We start from the raw sequence: 16145 nt of genomic DNA, 5'->3' as shown, positions 1-16145 counted from the left end.
CGTCGAGTCCACGGACAGAGGAGGGCTCGTGGTCGTTCGGGAGAGCACATCGTCGGATGTCGTGGTGGTGGGGGCGGGAATGGCCGCGCACCGATTCGTCGAGAGCCTGCTCCGCGGCGACGGTTCGGCGCCGACGGTCACGGTCATCGGCGAGGAGGCGCGAGCGCCGTACGACCGCGTCGGTCTGACCTCGTTCTTCACCGGTGCGAGCGCCGACGATCTCGCACTCGATCCGCAGACCCTCCAGGACGACAGGGTGCGCTTCATCGGCGATGATCGCGTCACCGGGATCGATCGGGCTCGCCGCACGGTGCGCACCCGCTCGGGTGCGGTCCACGCCTACGGGACACTCGTCCTCGCGACCGGCTCCTACGCCATGCGGCCGGCCGTCGACGGCGCTGAGCTCCCCGGCTGCTTCGTCTATCGGACGCTCGACGATGTCGCCGCGATCGACGCGTTCGTCCAGCGCCGCGCGGCGTCACTCGGCCGCCCGTTGCGCGGGACGGTGATCGGCGGCGGACTGTTGGGCCTTGAGGCGGCAGGCGCGTTGCAGGGTCTCGACGTCGAGTGCATGGTGGTGCAGTCGTCGGACCGGCTCATGTCCGCCCAGCTCGACCTCGCGGGTGGCACCATCCTGCGCCGCCTGATCGAGTCGAAGGGCATCGATGTGCGCACGGGAACGCGGACCACACGGATCGACCCGGATGCCTCCGGCTCCGTCGCGGCACTGCAGTTCCAGGACGGCAGTATGCAGGGAACGGACGTCGTCATCTTCACCGTCGGCGTGCGCCCGCAGGACTCACTGGCACGCCTCGCCGATCTCGCTGTGCACCCCCACGGTGGCGTACTGATCGATTCGAGGTGCCGCACGGCCGACGACGACATCCTCGCGATCGGCGAGGTCGCCAACTTCGAAGGACGCTCCGTCGGACTCGTGGCCCCCGGATACGCCATGGCGGAGGTCGCGGCCACTCGGATTCTCGGCGGCGATGCCACTTTCCCCGGCTACGACGACTCCTCGAAGTTGAAGCTCTCCGGCGTGGACGTGGCGAGCTTCGGCGACGCGTTCGCCTCCACACCGGATGCCCTGGACGTGGTGTACACCGACCCGGTCAACGGGGTCTACAAGAAGCTGGTCCTCTCGGACGATGCGAAGACACTCTTGGGCGGCATCCTCGTCGGCGATGCCTCGGCATACGGAATGCTCCGCCCCCTGGTGGGTGCTGCGCTGGGCGCAGACCCCGCCGCCTACCTGATGCCGGACGGCGGCACCGCGCTTCCCGACAACGAGCTGCCGGCCGAGGCGGTCGTCTGCTCCTGCTCGAACGTGACCGCCGGACGCATCCGCGAGGCGGTGCACGCCGAGGGGTGCACCGACGCCGCGGCCGTGAAGGCCTGCACCAAGGCGGGGGCCACCTGCGGATCCTGCCTCTTCACGGTCAAGAAGATCGTCGGCCAGGAGCTGACGAAGCTCGGACAGGCGACGTCCGACGCCCTGTGCGAGCACTTCTCGATGTCGCGCCGTCAGCTCTTCGACGCGGTGCGCGTGTCGGAACTCACGACCTTCAGCGCGATCATCGCCCGTTTCGGCACCGGGCGCGGCTGCGACATCTGCAAGCCGGCTTTGGCGAGCATTCTGTCCGTCCTCGTCGGAGCGCACGTGCTCGACGGTGAGAACGCGGCTCTGCAGGACACCAACGACCACGTGATGGCCAACATGCAGAAGGACGGCACGTACTCGGTGGTGCCGCGGATGCCCGGTGGCGAGGTCACCCCTGCGGGACTGATCGCGATCGGCAACATCGCCGAGACGTACGGGCTCTACACGAAGATCACCGGCGGGCAGCGGATCGACATGTTCGGCGCCCGCCTCGAGCAGCTGCCGCAGATCTGGCAGCGGCTGGTCGACGCCGGGTTCGAGTCCGGGCAGGCGTACGGCAAGGCGCTGCGCACGGTGAAGTCGTGCGTCGGCTCGACCTGGTGCCGGTACGGGGTCCTGGATGCCGTCGGCATGGCCGTGCGCCTCGAGCTCCGCTATCGGGGTCTTCGGGCGCCGCACAAGCTCAAGGTCGGTGTGTCCGGCTGCGCGCGCGAGTGCGCGGAGGCCCGGTCGAAGGACGTCGGTGTGATCGCCACCGAGACGGGGTGGAACATGTACGTCGGCGGCAACGGCGGCTTCTCGCCGCGCCATGCGGAGCTGCTCGCCGCCGACCTCGACGACGAGGGCCTCATCCGCGCGATCGACCGCTTCTTCATGTACTACATCCGCACGGCGGACCGACTCCAGCGCACGGCAGGGTGGTGTGCCGAGCTCGACGGCGGGCTGGACGGTCTCCGCGAGGTGATCTTCGACGACAGTCTCGGCATCTGCGACGACCTCGACGCGGCCATGAGCGTGCACGTCGACCGCTATGAGGACGAGTGGGCGGCGACCCTGCGCGACCCGGTGAAGCTGCGGCGCTTCGAGTCCTTCGTGAATGCGACCGACACCCCTGACCCTTCTCTGGCCTACGTGTCCGAGCGCGGTCAGGTGCGGCCGGCGACGACGGAGGAACGATCGGACGCGAGCGTCATGATCGCCGGCACGACTCTGGAGGTGCGGCGATGACCCTCAGCCCTGACATCGGAACGCGAGTCCGCGTCTGCGCGCTCAGCGACCTCGAGGTGGAGCGAGGCAGGGCGGCGCTGTTCGGCTCGGTCCAGATCGCGCTCTTCGTCCTCGCTGACGGCTCGGTGCATGCGGTGTCCAACCTCGATCCCTACAGCGGCGCCCATGTGATGTCCCGCGGGATCGTGGGCACGCGGGGCGATGTGCCGACGCTGGCTTCACCGATGCACAAGCAGGTCTTCGACCTGCGCACGGGGGAGTGTCTCGACACACAGGGCAAAGCCTCGGCGACGCTGCGGGTCTGGGACGTGACCGTTCGAGACGGTCAGATCGAGCTGAACATCGAGGAGATCCGATGACGGTCATGTTGGGAGTCGACCTCACCGGACGCGACGTGCTGCTGGTGGGTGGTGGCGCGGTCGCGGCTAAGAGGATCCGCCGGTTCCTCGACGAAGGGGCGCGAGTGCGGATCGCCGCCCCCGTCCTGCATCCGGACACCGCGCGGCTGGTCGAGCTTCACGGTCTCGTCTGGCGCGCCGGTCGCTTCCGAGGAACGGATCTCGCCGGGGCGTGGCTCGTGCACACGGCCACCGGCGACGCCCGCGTCGACCGCGATGTCGCGGAACGTTGCGAGCGCAAGCGGATCCTCTGCATCAATGCCTCCGACGGCGCCCACGGGTCGACCAGGCTCACCGCACAGGCCGAGATCGGTGACGTGACCGTCGCGGTGACCAGTACGGTCGGTGCGGACCCGCGTCGGTCGGTCGCCGTGCGGGATGCGATCGTCGGCCTCGTGGGCGAAGGCCGCATCCCGCTGCGTCGGCGCCGTGCCGGTCGGAGTGGACGCGTCGACCTGGTCGGAGGCGGGCCGGGCCCCGCGGACCTGATGACGGTGCGCGCGCGTCGGCTCATCGCCGAAGCCGACGTGGTCGTGACCGACCGCCTGGGACCCGCGGCCGAGGTCGTCCGCGGGCTCGACCCCGATGTCGAGGTGATCGACGTCGGGAAGACCCCCGGTCGACACCCCGTGCCGCAGGACGAGATCAACCGCATCATCGTGGGGCGGGCAGCGGAGGGCCGACGCGTCGTCCGGCTCAAGGGCGGGGATCCGTTCGTCTTCGGACGCGGTGGCGAGGAGATGCAGGCGTGCCTGGCTGCGGGCATCCCGGTCGACATCACTCCGGGGATATCGAGCGCGATCGCTGTTCCGCAAGCGGCGGGCATCCCGGTCACACATCGAGGCACGGCCGCAGCTTTCCACGTCGTGAACGGGCAGGGCATCATCGGCGAGGGCACGCTCGCGGCGCTGGCCGATGCGACCGTGACCACGGTGGTCCTGATGGGCGTGGCCGCCCTCGAACGTCTGGTCACCGCGGCACTCGCACACGGTGTGCCGGCACAGAGGCCGATCGCGTTCGTCGAGAGCGGCCACACGGCGCAGCAGCGCACGACGCGGACCACCCTCGGCAGGGCGGTCGCCGATGCCGAGGCCGTCGGCCTGCGCAACCCCGCGGTGATCGTTGTCGGCGAGGTCGCGGGCGCAGGACTGCTCTTTCCCTCGTCGAACACGATCGGGGCTGTCCTGGCGTGACGATCCGAGTTCCACTGACTCCGGTGTTGGCCGGATGCACCATCGTCGTGGCCGCCGACCGACGTTCCGGCGATCTCGTCGCGGCTCTCGAGCGACGCGGCGGCCAGGTGTACCGCGCGCCCGCCCTGAGCATCATCCCCAACGAGGACGATGAGCTCCTCATCGCTCGCACCCGCGATCTCATCGCGTCTCCTCCCGACATGGTGATCGTGACGACCGGGGTGGGATTCCGCGGATGGATCGATGCCGCGCACGAGAACGACCTGGCCGAAGACCTCGCCGCCGCGCTGGCCGGGGCACAGTTCATCGCACGAGGGCCCAAGGCTCACGGGGCGATCCAGCAGGCGGGCTTCATCGCCGACTGGGTCGCGGAGTCCGAGACCTCCGCGGAAGTGGGGGAGTACCTCGCAGCCGAGGGGGTCACCGGGCGACGTATCGCGATTCAGCACCACGGCGCGGGCGCCGACGGGCTCGACACCCTCCTGGCGGGGCTCGGAGCGGACGTGGTCAGCATCACCGTGTATCGCTGGGGGCCGCCGCCGGACCCCCAGGTCGTGCGCCGGTCCGTCGTGCAGGCGGGCGCGGGTGAAGTCGACGCCGTCCTCTTCACCTCCGCACCCGGTGCCGCCGAGTGGGTCCGGACGGCCGTCCGTGCCGGGGCTCTGGAGTCGATCCGGCGCAGAGCCGCGTCCGGGCGCCTGCTGCTGGCCGCCGTCGGGCCGATCACGGCCGCCCCACTCGCGGATGCCGGGCTCACCGCCACCCTGGCCGCACGTGGACGCCTGGGCTCGCTGGTGCGCTGCGTGGTCGACCACTACGCGTCGGGTGCCGCCCCGCGGCTGCACACGGCTCTCGGCGCGATGGAGATGCGCAGCCGCGGTGTGCTGATCGACGGCGCGTTCGTTCCGCTCTCCCGCGCCGGAGCGAGCATCCTGAGCGAGCTCTTCGATGCCGCCGGACGCGTGCTCTCGCGGGAGGAGCTGGGACTCGCGTTGCCCCGAGGAGGCGAGAGCGCCCACGCCGTCGAGATGGCGGTCGCCCGGCTGCGCGAGGCTCTGGGCGGCGCTGCGGCGATCCAGACCATCGTCAAACGCGGTTACCGACTCACCGTGGAGGAACCCCGATGACCACCCTAGTCGCCTGCTCCCACGGCACGGATTCCCCCGCAGGACGCCGCACGGTCGAAGACATCGTCGATCTCGTGCGCGCACGTATTCCGGGCACCCGTGTCGTCCAGGCCTTCGTCGACGTGCAGGAACCGGCGGTGCCCGAGGTCGTCGAACAGGAACATCTCGACGATGACGTCGTCGTGGTGCCGCTGCTGCTCTCGGTGGGTTTCCACACCGCGGTCGACATCGCGCGCGCGGTCCGTCCGTATGACGGCGTGCGGCAGGGGGAGCCCTTGGGCACCCATCCGCTCATCGCCGAGGTCCTGCGCGCGCGGCTGCGTACGGCGGTTCACGACCGCTGGCTTCCGGGCGATCACGTCGTGCTCGCGGCGGCGGGCTCCAGCAACCCTGCGGCGGTCGCCGATGTCACCACGGCGGCCGCGCACCTCGCCGACCTGATCCCGGTGCCGGTCACGATCGGTTACGCGTCGGCGATCGAGCCCCGCATCGCGGACGCCGTGAGCTTCGCGCGCGAGCGAGGAGCCTCGCGGGTGATCGCCGCGAGCCATGTCCTCGCGCCGGGGTACTTCGCCGGTCTCGTGGAGAGATCCGGAGCGGACCTGGTCTCGGCACCGCTCGGGGCGGACCCGCGCATCGCCGAGGTCATCGTCGAGCGCTTCCGCTCCGCCTGACCCGGAGCGCACCCGGAGCGCATACGGAGAGGGGGCGGATGCCGACGCATCCGCCCCCTCTCGGGCGTGCATTCCCCTCAGACCCGGGACGGTTCGCGCTCAGCCGCGCTGGTGCCGAGGCCCTGCACCGGCTCCTCCGCTGCGGCCGTCGTGACGACCTCCACGCGGGACCGGCGCTCGGTGCGACGCGCTTCGCGGGCGGCCCGAGCCTTCGGGCGGCCGTGCGTGTAGTAGATCGGCAGGCCGACGAAGAGCAGCCCTCCGACGAGGTTCCCCACGACCGTCGGCAGCTCGTTCCAGACGAGGTAATCCCAGACGGTGAAGTCGGCGCCCATCAGGAGTCCGGAGGGGAACAGGAACATGTTCACGATCGAGTGCTCGAAGCCCATGTAGAAGAACAGCATGATCGGCAGCCACATCGCGACGATCTTGCCGATCGTGCTGTCCGACACCATCGCCAGGACCACGCCCGTGGAAACCATCCAGTTGCACAGCACACCGCGGATGAAGAGCGTCAGCATGCCTGCGGCGCCGTGATCCGCGTATCCGACCGTGCGCCCGTGGCCGATCTCACTGATGGCCTCGCCCACGGCACTGGGCGCGGTCGAGAACCCGTAGGTGAAGTACACGGCCATCAGGATCGCGACCAGGAAGGCACCGCCGAAGTTGCCGAGGAAGACGAGCCCCCAGTTGCGCATCAGTGCGCCGAACGTGGCACCGGGGCGGCGGTCGAGCACAGCGAGCGGTCCGAGGGTGAACACGCCGGTGAGCAGGTCGTAACCGAGCAGATACAGCATCACGAACCCGACCGGGAACAGGACGGCGCCCAGCAACGGCTGACCGGTCTGTGTCGAGACCGTGACCGCGAAGGCAGCCGCGATCGTGAGGAGTGCCGCGCCCATGAAGGCGCGGATCAGGGTGTCGCGGGTGGACAGTTGCAGCTTGTAGGCGCCGGCATCCACCATGCGTGTGGCGAGTTCGGCGGGCTTGATGTAGGACACAGGACCTCCACGGGGACGGGAGCACGGATGCTCGACTGACTCGAGCATGCGGGAGCCTCGTTTCCGCGGGCCGCACCGGACGTTACGTCTGTGGTGCGAATCTCTCACTTCCCCTCCAGCGAGGTGTGAGATGCGCGGTCGTTATCCATCCGTGATGCGATCGTTCGCGGCGTGAAACACCTCGCGTGACATCCGGGAAACACAGTCCGCATAGCCTCAGCGCTACGGCACGATCGCCGCCGACAGGAGCTGTACCGATGAATCATCCGCTCGCCACCGAGATCGTCGTCGTCGGTGCGGGGATGGCCGCGCAGCGCTTCGTCGAACAGCTCAGGCAGCGGGCGGGCGACGACGTGCGGGTCACGGTGATCGGCGATGAGGGCCTCCGACCGTACGACCGCACCCGCCTTCGAGAGCTGTTCCTCGGCGGGTCGGCCGACGATCTCCCCTTGCCCTTCGACGCGTTCGAGGATGACCGCGTCGAGTTGGTCGTCGACGATCGCGTGCTGCACATCGACCGGCGGGCGAAGACCGTGCGCACCCGTTCCCGTCGCCTGCATCGCTACGACACGCTGGTGCTCGCGACCGGGGCCTCGGCCGGTCGGGTGGCGGTCGAGGGTGCGGGACTACCCGGTTGCTTCTCGTATCGCACCGTCGAGGATGCCGAGGCGCTCCGTGCGTTCGTGGGCGCACGCGCGTCGGAGCTCGAACGTGATCTGCGCGGGGTGGTCGTCGGCGGAGGCCCCATCGGGCTCGAGGCTGCCGGGGCCTTGCAGGCGATCGGGGTCGATGCCACGGTGGTGCAGTACGCGGATCGGCTGATGGAGGCGCAGCTCGACGGCACCGCGGGAAGCATCGTGAAGCGCCATCTGCAGGCGCGGGGGATCGCGGTGCGCACCGGGACGCGCGTGACACGGCTCGACCCGGACGAATCCGGCGTCGTCACGGCGATCGAGTTCCAGGACGGCTCCTTCCAGCGTGTGGACGTCGTCGTGTTCACGGTCGGGCTGCGCGCGCGCGACGAGCTCGCACGCAATGCCGGGATCGCGGTTCATCCCTACGGAGGCATCGTCATCGACGACGCCTGCCGGACGTCGGATCCGGCGGTGCTGGCAATCGGAGAGGTCGCCAGCCTCGACGGGCGCCGCTTCGGTCTGGTCGCTCCGGCCCGCGAGATGGCCGATGTGGCGGTGCGGCGCATCCTCGGCCACGAAGCGAGGTTCGCCGGGTTCGATGAATCCGCTGCCATCACCCTGGCGGGTGTCGATGTGGCGAGCTTCGGGGACGCGCTCGCACGGACGCCGGACGCGGTCGACGTGCTCTACGCGGATCCCGTCGCCGGGGTGTACCGGAAACTGGTGCTGGCAGGTGATGCGCACACGCTGCTCGGGGGGATCCTGGTCGGCGACGCTTCGGCGTACCCGGCTCTGCACACCCTCGTCGGCGCCCGGCTCGAAGCGGACCCGTCGTCCTACGTGCTGCCGAGCCGCGGTTAGCGAGAGCGGTCGGCCCGGGGAGCTACTCGGCGGGGCTCTCGGAGGGGAGCGGTGCCGGGCTCTCCGTGGGCGCGTCGGTGGGAGCCGTCGTCGGCTCGACGGTCGGCGTCGGAGTCGGCTCGGGTGCGGTCACCTGCGCGTGCACGACCTGACTGCCGATCGCGGCGACGACGATGAGGCCGCCGACGATCGCGGCGATCGTGTTGTCCCGGACGCGGCGCCGGATCTGCCCCTCGTGCCATTGGGTACGCGCGGTGTGCAGTCGTGCGCGCTCTGCCGCGGTGCGTGACTGTGCGTTCTTGGAACCGCGTGCGGCCATGCCCTGGATCTCCCGTTCCGACGCCGGTACGCAGCGTCGCCTGAGAGCCTACCGGGAGCTGCCCGATCGCCCGAAGTGTCGGGGGCCGCCGGTAGCCTGGAGGGATGACGTCCCCTGCCGCGCTGCTCTCCGGGCAGACGCCTCTCGCCGTGCGCATGCGCCCGATCTCGCTCGACGAGGTCGCGGGGCAGCGGCACCTGTTGCGCGCAGGGTCTCCCATCGTCGCCCTCGCCGATCCGGAGGCGACCTCGCCCGGAGCGGTCTCGATCATCCTGTGGGGCCCGCCGGGCACCGGAAAGACCACGCTCGCGCAGGCGATCGCGCGCTCATCCGGGCGGCGCTTCGTCGAGCTGTCCGCCATCACCGCCGGCGTCAAAGACGTGCGCGAGGTGATGCAGGAGGCGATCACGCAGCGCGACCTCTACGGTCAGACCACGATCCTCTTCCTCGATGAGATCCACCGGTTCACGAAGGCGCAGCAGGACGCTCTGCTGCCCGGCGTCGAGAACGGGTGGGTGATCCTCATCGCCGCGACCACCGAGAACCCCTCGTTCTCGGTGATCTCTCCGCTGCTGTCCCGTTCCCTGCTGCTCACGCTCCAGCCGCTCACCGACGATGACATCGGTGTACTCGTGGATCGTGCCGTCGTCGACGCGCGGGGGCTGAACGGGGCCGTGGCGCTGAGCGCCGAAGCTCGCGCCGCACTGATCCGGCTCGCCTCGGGGGACGCCAGGCGCGCGCTGACCGGTCTCGAGGCCGGTGCTGCTGTCGCCCTCTCGCACGCATCCTCCGCGGAGGCCGGCTCCGACGAAGGCGAGGACAGCGGATCGGTCGAGGCGGACGCCGCGGCGATGGTACCGGAGGTCTCCGCCGACGACGTCGCCCAGGCCGTCGACAAGGCGCTTCTGCGCTACGACCGGCAGGGCGACGAGCACTACGACGTCATCAGTGCGTTCATCAAGTCGATCAGAGGGTCCGACCCCGATGCGGCGCTGCACTACCTCGCGCGCATGATCGAGGCGGGGGAGGACCCGCGGTTCATCGCCCGACGCCTGGTGATCTCCGCGTCGGAAGATGTCGGTCTCGCCGATCCTCAGGGCCTCGTCATCGCGGTCGCCGCTGCGGATGCGGTCGCGTTCATCGGCATGCCGGAGGGGCGGATCCCGCTCGCCGAAGCGACCGTGTACCTCGCCACCACCGCGAAATCCAATGCCGCCTATGTGGGGATCGATGCCGCGATCGCCGACATCCGCTCCGGAGGCTTCGGACGTGTGCCGCTGCACCTGCGCGACGCGCACTATCCGGGCGCCAAGCGCCTCGGGCACGGGCGCGGTTACGTCTACTCGCACGACAGCGAGTACGGCGTGGTGGCGCAGCAGTATCTGCCCGACGAGCTCGACGGCAAGCACTACTACGAGCCGAAGAACCTGGGTGCCGAGCGCGACATCGGTTCGCGACTGGAGCGCATCCGCCGCATCCTCGGCGACCGGTGACCCACGCGATCAGGCGCGCAGCCGCGATCTGTTAGACTTGAGTGGCTCGAAACCGTGTTTTCGGGCATCTCCTCGTTCACACCACACCTTGCTGGCGCCCCGGCGTGCGCTCCAAGGCAGAACGCGGACGATACGTCCGTGAGTCGTGAAAGTCGCGACCACGTCATCGGAAGGACAGCTTCGTGACCACGAAGTCCCAGGACCGCCGCAAGGTGCGTCTGAGTCGTGCCCTCGGCATCCCGCTCACCCCGAAGGCCGCCCGCTACCTCGAGAAGCGTCCCTACGCTCCGGGTGAGCACGGCCGCACCAAGCGCAAGGCAGACAGCGACTACGCCGTCCGTCTGCGTGAGAAGCAGCGTCTGCGCGAGCAGTACGGCATCCGCGAGAAGCAGATGCGCAACACGTTCAACGAGGCCCGTCGTCACGACGGTCTGACCGGTGAGAACCTGGTCGAGCTCCTCGAGATGCGTCTCGACGCGCTCGTGGTGCGTTCGGGCTTCGCCCGCACGACCGCTCAGGCTCGCCAGCTCGTCGTGCACCGTCACATCCTCGTCGACGGCCAGCTCGTCGACCGCCCGTCGTTCCGCGTGAAGCCGGGTCAGCTCATCCACGTCAAGCCCAAGAGCGAGGGCACCGAGCCCTTCCAGGTGGCAGCAGCCGGCGGTCACGCCGAGGTTCTGCCGCCCGTTCCCGGTTACCTCGAGGTCGAGCTCGACAAGCTCCAGTCGCGTCTGGTTCGTCGTCCGAAGCGCGCCGAGGTCCCCGTGACCTGTGAAGTGCAGCTCGTCGTCGAGTACTACGCAGCACGCTGAGCATCGCTCACGCTGCTCTCTGAGAGCAGCAGCGCAAGAGGCGTCGGGGTGACCCGACGCCTCTTGTCGTTTCGGCATACGATGGTGACACCGCGCCTTCGCGGATCAAGGGCAAGGATGACGACATGAAGAACGTGCAATGGTTCCTGGTCGGTGTGATCGGCGGCTTCGTCGCGGCTCACTTCATGAACAAGGACCCGCGCGGTCACGACATCCTCGCTGAGGTCGACGCCAGGATCAACGGATTCACCGCTCTCATCGGCGACGCCTACCGCGAGCAGGAGGCACGGCTCACGGAGCCGGGCGACAACTGAACCACCGCAGCAGCGCCACGGCGCGGCATCTTCACGCAAGGACACCCGGCACTCTATGAAAACTGCGGAGATCGCGCAGCGTTACCTCGACTTCTTCGAGAAGAACGACCACCTCATCGTCCCTTCGGCCTCACTCGTCAGCGACGATCCGTCGCTGCTGTTCACGGTGGCCGGGATGGTGCCGATGATCCCGTACCTCACGGGCGTCGTCCCCGCCCCGCATCCGCGCATCGCCGATGTGCAGAAGTGCATTCGCACGAACGACATCGAAGAGGTCGGTCGCACCGCGCGTCACGGCACGTTCTTCCAGATGCTCGGCAACTGGTCGTTCGGCGACTACTTCAAAGAAGGCGCGATCCGCTACGCCTGGGAGCTGCTGACGAGCTCCGAGTCCGACGGCGGTCTCGGCTTCGATGAGAAGGACCTCTGGGTCACCGTCTACGAGACCGACGACGAGGCCGAGGCCATCTGGCGCGACATCATCGGGCTGAAGCCCGAGCGTATCCAGCGTCTCGGACGCGCGGACAACTACTGGAACACCGGACAGCCCGGCCCCGGTGGCCCCGACTCCGAGATCTTCTTCGATCGCGGTCCGGCATACGGAAAGGACGGCGGCCCCGCCGTCGACGACACGAGGTTCCTGGAGATCTGGAACCTCGTGTTCATGCAGGACTTCATCGAGAACATCCGTGGCAAGACCGAGTTCGACATCGTCGGCGAGCTGCCGATGAAGAACATCGACACCGGCATGGGCCTCGAGCGCGTCGCCTTCCTCAAGCAGGGCGTGGAGAACATGTACGAGTCGGACCAGGTGCGTCCGGTGCTGGACCGCGCCGTCGAGCTCTCCGGACGCCGCTACGGCGTGCAGCACGAGGATGACGTGCGCTTCCGCGTCGTCGCCGACCACGTGCGCTCCTCGCTCATGCTCCTCTCCGACGGGGTTCGTCCCTCCAACGAGGGACGCGGGTACATCCTCCGCCGCCTCATGCGCCGCACCGTTCGCTCCATGCGTCTGCTCGGCGTCGACGAGCCGGTGTTCCCCGAGCTGTTCGCCGCATCGCGCGACGTGATGAAGACCACATACCCGGAGCTCGAGAAGGACTGGTCTGTGCTCTCGGCGTCGGCCTTCGCGGAGGAGGAGACCTTCCGTCGCACGCTCGTCGCCGGTTCGACGATCCTCGACCTCGCTCTGGACGAGACCAAGAAGGGCGGCGGCAAGACCCTCAGTGGTCCCGAGGCCTTCCTGCTGCACGACACCTACGGCTTCCCGATCGATCTCACCCTCGAGGTTGCCGAAGAGGCCGGGCTCGAGGTCGACCGCACCGCGTTCGACACGCTCATGCAGGAGCAGCGCCAGCGCGCCAAGGACGACGCTCGCAATCGCAAGCGTCAGCTCGCCGACGTCTCGGTGTACCGCGACCTGCGCGCCCTGGGCGAGACCGGCTTCGACGGATACACGGCGCTCGAGGTCGAGTCCCGTGTCATCGGGCTGCTCGTCGACGGGGTTCCGGTGCGCAGCGCCGCCGAGGGGCAGATCGCCGAGGTCGTACTCAGCGAGACCACGCTGTATGCGGAGTCGGGCGGTCAGGTCGCCGACAAGGGCACGATCGTCGGACCGGGCTACGAGCTCGAGGTACTCGATGTGCAGAAGCCCGTTCCCGGTCTTATCAGCCACACCGTCGAGGTCGCCCGCGGAAGCGTCGCGGTCGACGACGTCGCGACGACCGTCGTGGACGCCGCCAACCGTCGCGCGGCACGCCAGGCGCACTCGGCGACGCACCTCGTGCATGCCGCTCTCCGGGACACGCTCGGACCGACCGCCACGCAGGCGGGGTCGTTGAACCGCGCGGGTTACATGCGATTCGACTTCTCGTGGTCGCAGGCGCTCTCCGCGGACACGCGCAGCGAGATCGAGGAGATCACCAACCGCGCCGTGCAGGACGCCCTCGAGGTGACCACACGCATCGTCTCCCTCGACGAGGCGAAGGAAGCCGGCGCCATGGCGCTGTTCGGCGAGAAGTACGGCGACGTCGTGCGCATGGTCGACATCGGCGGCCCCTGGTCGCGTGAGCTGTGCGCCGGTACACACGTGGGCACGAGTGCCGAGATCGGTCTGGTCAGCCTCGTCGGAGAATCGTCCGTCGGTGCATCCAACCGCCGTATCGAAGCCCTCGTCGGCGCCGATGCCTTCCGCGAGCTCGCAGCCGAGCGGGCGATCGTCTCGCAGCTCACCAGCTCGCTGAAGACGCCCCGTGAGCAGCTGCCCGAGCGGATTGCCGATCTCACGGCGAGCCTGAAGGCCGCGGAGAAGCGCATCGCGCAGTTCGAGTCCCAGCAGCGCGCGGGGCAGATCCCGGCGATCGTCGAGGCCGCGAAGCGCGTCGGCGCCTTCCGGCTCGCAGCACTCAACCTCGGCGACGTGGCATCTGCCGATGATGTGCGCGACCTCGTCAACGGCGTGCGCGATCGGCTCGGCTCCGATGCCGCGGTCGTCGCCCTGGGGGCGGTCGTCAACGGTCGCCCGGTCGTGGTCGTGGCGACGAACGATGCTGCTCGATCCGCCGGCGCGAAGGCGGGTGCGCTCGCGAAGCGCGCCGCCGGTGTACTCGGCGGCGGTGGCGGAGGACGCGATGATGTCGCGCAGGGCGGCGGCGCGGACGCCACGGCTCTTCCCGCGGCTCTCGAGGCCATCTCGCAGGAGCTGCACGGCGCGTGAGCGGCTTCCGCCGCGGTGTGCGGCTCGGCATCGACGTCGGTCGGGCGAGGGTCGGTGTCGCCCGCTGCGACCCGGACGGCATGCTCGCCGTGCCGGTCGAGACGGTCCCGCGGGACGAGGCGTCGATCGATCGCCTCGTCCAGCTCGCGGGGGAGTACGAGCCTCTGGAGTTCGTGGTCGGACTGCCGGTGAACATGCGGGGCGCCGATACGCCGTCGACAACGGACGCACGGGAGTTCGCGGCGGCTCTCCAGCTGCGCAGTGGCATCGTCGTGCGGCTCGTCGACGAGCGTCTGAGCACCGTTTCCGCGCACGCCGCCCTGCGCAGTTCCGGGAGATCTCAGAAGAAGTCTCGTAGCATTGTGGATCAGGTCGCCGCCGTGGTGCTTCTGCAGCAGGCGATCGATATGGAGAAGAGCACCGGAAACCCGGCCGGTGCGGCCATCTCGCCTGACGAGGAGCACGCCTGACGATGTCCGAACGCGACAACGAAACGCCGCGGCATGACGCAGACTCCCGCCTGGGGGAGCTGTTCGAGAACCTTCCGGAGCCGACCACGCAGAGTCCGACGGTCGACAACAGTGCGCCCGCTCCGGGTTCGCGTCGTGCGGCTCGTGAAGCCGCCTCGGGGGACGCCACGGCGCCCACGAACGGCGCATCGGGTGACCATCTGCAGCCATCGCCCGTGCCGGTCCGTGCGTCCGCCGACGAGGCGGCCGCGGCGAACCGCGCGTCCCCGTCGCCGACCCCTGTGCGCGACTCGGCCGACTCCGTGGACGCGGGCGATACGCCGACGCGAGCCGTTCCGGTGACCCGGCGGCCGGCAGCATCCGCGTCGCCGGCCGCGACGCCGGAGCCCGTGATCGGCGGCGGGCTCGACGATCTCTTCGCCCCGCACGACGATCACGTCGACGCCACGCCGAAGAAGAAGCGTCGCAAGGGATGCCTGATCGCGTTGATCATCGTCCTCGCAATCGTCGGCGGCCTCGCGGGAGCCGGCGTCTGGGTGGCGAACACCTACGGTGACAGGATCAGCGAGGCCATGGGCTGGGGGCCGTCGAAGGACTGGGAACCGGGGCAGGCGACCGGCGAAGCACTGGTCACTATCAAGGAAGGCGACACCGGAGGACCGGTCTCGATCGCTCTCCACGAAGCGGGCGTCACGAAGACCGAGGATGTGTTCTACGACTACTTGGTCGATGAGGGCATCAACCCGACGTTCTACCCCGGTGTGTATCGCCTGCAGCAGAAGATGACGGCCGAGGCCGCTCTCGCCGCTCTCGAGGATGAGACCAACAAGCTTGAGAACACCGTGTCGGTCGGCGAGGGCGCGACGATCGTCTCGTCGCTGCCCGGCATGGCCGAGACTCTCGGGCTCCCGCTCGCCGACTTCGAGGCGGCCGTCAAGGACCCCTCTCAGTACGGCGTCGACGCGCGTAGCCTCGAAGGTTGGCTGTTCCCGGCCGTGTACACCTTCGACCCTGAGGTCACCCCGACGCAGGTCATCCAGCGGATGGTCGACCGCACCCGCCAAGCGCTCGATGAGGCAGGAGTGCCGCCCGAAGACGCGCAGCGCGTGCTGACGATCGCCTCGATCATCCAGCGTGAAGGCCGACTGGACGACTTCGCGAAGGTGTCGCGAGTCATCCAGAACCGTCTGGACATCGACATGCTGCTGCAGATGGACTCGACAGCCCAGTACGGCTATGGATCGCTGCACGAGGGTGTCGTCTCGAGCTCCAAGGAGGCGCTCGAGAGCGACAACGAGTGGAACACCTATAAGCGCCAAGGACTCCCCGCGACCCCGATCTCGAGCGCGAGCGACGCTGCCATCGATGCCGCCATGCATCCGGCGGACGGTCCCTGGCTGTACTTCGTCACGATCAACCTCGAAACCGGGGAGACGCAGTTCTCCGAGACCATGTCCGAGCACGAACAGGGGATCGAGAAGTGGCGCGCGTGGTGCCGGGAAAACCCCGACGCGGGCTGCTGAG

14 protein-coding genes are annotated in these 16145 nt (G+C 69.0%); 12 read left to right on the top strand and 2 right to left on the bottom strand.

Annotation, left to right across the window (positions count from 1 at the left end; all coding sequences use genetic code 11):
* Window positions 1-79: 79 nt before the first annotated feature.
* From nirB to OC372_RS03785, 5 genes are read left to right on the top strand one after another with little or no spacing between them, the layout of a single operon-like run.
* On the top strand, window positions 80-2608 hold the full coding sequence (gene nirB, locus OC372_RS03805; RefSeq protein ID WP_410054853.1) for a nitrite reductase large subunit NirB: 2529 nt from the start codon (window positions 80-82) through the stop codon (window positions 2606-2608).
* The gene (gene nirD, locus OC372_RS03800; RefSeq protein ID WP_029263326.1) at window positions 2605-2967 is read left to right on the top strand and encodes a nitrite reductase small subunit NirD; all 363 of its coding nucleotides are present in this window, start codon (window positions 2605-2607) and stop codon (window positions 2965-2967) included. Before nirB ends, nirD begins: the two co-directional genes overlap by 4 nt.
* Window positions 2964-4199, top strand: coding sequence for a uroporphyrinogen-III C-methyltransferase (gene cobA / locus OC372_RS03795; RefSeq protein WP_262000968.1), 1236 nt, complete (start codon window positions 2964-2966; stop codon window positions 4197-4199). The genes nirD and cobA overlap by 4 nt, the downstream gene beginning before the upstream one ends.
* A complete protein-coding gene (locus tag OC372_RS03790) occupies window positions 4196-5326 on the top strand; it encodes a uroporphyrinogen-III synthase (protein WP_262000967.1) in 1131 nt (376 codons plus the stop codon). The genes cobA and OC372_RS03790 overlap by 4 nt, the downstream gene beginning before the upstream one ends.
* Window positions 5323-6000 (top strand): sirohydrochlorin chelatase, encoded by a 678-nt coding sequence (locus OC372_RS03785; protein ID WP_262000966.1) that lies wholly within the window; start codon window positions 5323-5325, stop codon window positions 5998-6000. Before OC372_RS03790 ends, OC372_RS03785 begins: the two co-directional genes overlap by 4 nt.
* A 77-nt stretch (window positions 6001-6077) precedes the next feature.
* On the opposite strand, the gene OC372_RS03780 is transcribed toward OC372_RS03785, so the two are convergent.
* A complete protein-coding gene (locus OC372_RS03780) occupies window positions 6078-7001 on the bottom strand; it encodes a formate/nitrite transporter family protein (protein WP_262000965.1) in 924 nt (307 codons plus the stop codon).
* A gap of 257 nt (window positions 7002-7258) precedes the next feature.
* Here OC372_RS03780 and OC372_RS03775 point away from each other — a divergent pair, with 257 nt between their 5' ends.
* A complete protein-coding gene (locus OC372_RS03775; RefSeq protein WP_262000964.1) occupies window positions 7259-8497 on the top strand; it encodes an NAD(P)/FAD-dependent oxidoreductase in 1239 nt (412 codons plus the stop codon).
* A 22-nt stretch (window positions 8498-8519) separates the two neighbouring features.
* Here the strand turns inward: OC372_RS03775 and OC372_RS03770 are convergent, their stop codons facing one another.
* The gene (locus tag OC372_RS03770) at window positions 8520-8816 is read right to left on the bottom strand and encodes a hypothetical protein (RefSeq protein WP_262000963.1); all 297 of its coding nucleotides are present in this window, start codon (window positions 8814-8816) and stop codon (window positions 8520-8522) included.
* Window positions 8817-8920: 104 nt separating this feature from the next.
* On the opposite strand from OC372_RS03770, the gene OC372_RS03765 reads away from it, so the two are divergent.
* The 6 genes from OC372_RS03765 to mltG all read left to right on the top strand — a co-directional run bounded on the left by OC372_RS03765 (window position 8921) and on the right by mltG (window position 16144).
* Window positions 8921-10309 carry a replication-associated recombination protein A gene (locus OC372_RS03765; protein WP_262000962.1) on the top strand — a complete coding sequence of 463 codons (1389 nt, stop codon included), beginning with the start codon at window positions 8921-8923 and terminating at the stop codon, window positions 10307-10309.
* A 182-nt stretch (window positions 10310-10491) separates the two neighbouring features.
* A complete protein-coding gene (gene rpsD / locus OC372_RS03760) occupies window positions 10492-11121 on the top strand; it encodes a 30S ribosomal protein S4 (RefSeq protein ID WP_029263334.1) in 630 nt (209 codons plus the stop codon).
* Between the two features lie 125 nt (window positions 11122-11246).
* Window positions 11247-11435, top strand: a complete 189-nt coding sequence (locus OC372_RS03755) for a hypothetical protein (RefSeq protein ID WP_029263335.1) — start codon at window positions 11247-11249, stop codon at window positions 11433-11435.
* Window positions 11436-11490: 55 nt separating this feature from the next.
* Window positions 11491-14151, top strand: a complete 2661-nt coding sequence (alaS, locus tag OC372_RS03750; protein WP_262000961.1) for an alanine--tRNA ligase — start codon at window positions 11491-11493, stop codon at window positions 14149-14151.
* The gene (gene ruvX, locus OC372_RS03745; protein WP_029263337.1) at window positions 14148-14621 is read left to right on the top strand and encodes a Holliday junction resolvase RuvX; all 474 of its coding nucleotides are present in this window, start codon (window positions 14148-14150) and stop codon (window positions 14619-14621) included. The genes alaS and ruvX overlap by 4 nt, the downstream gene beginning before the upstream one ends.
* A 2-nt stretch (window positions 14622-14623) precedes the next feature.
* The gene (gene mltG / locus OC372_RS03740; protein WP_262000960.1) at window positions 14624-16144 is read left to right on the top strand and encodes an endolytic transglycosylase MltG; all 1521 of its coding nucleotides are present in this window, start codon (window positions 14624-14626) and stop codon (window positions 16142-16144) included.
* Window position 16145 lies beyond the last annotated feature (1 nt).

This window comes from Microbacterium sp. Mcb102 (assembly GCF_024519805.1).
GTDB lineage: Bacteria > Actinomycetota > Actinomycetes > Actinomycetales > Microbacteriaceae > Microbacterium.
This window is presented reverse-complemented; position numbering and strand designations above follow the sequence as displayed.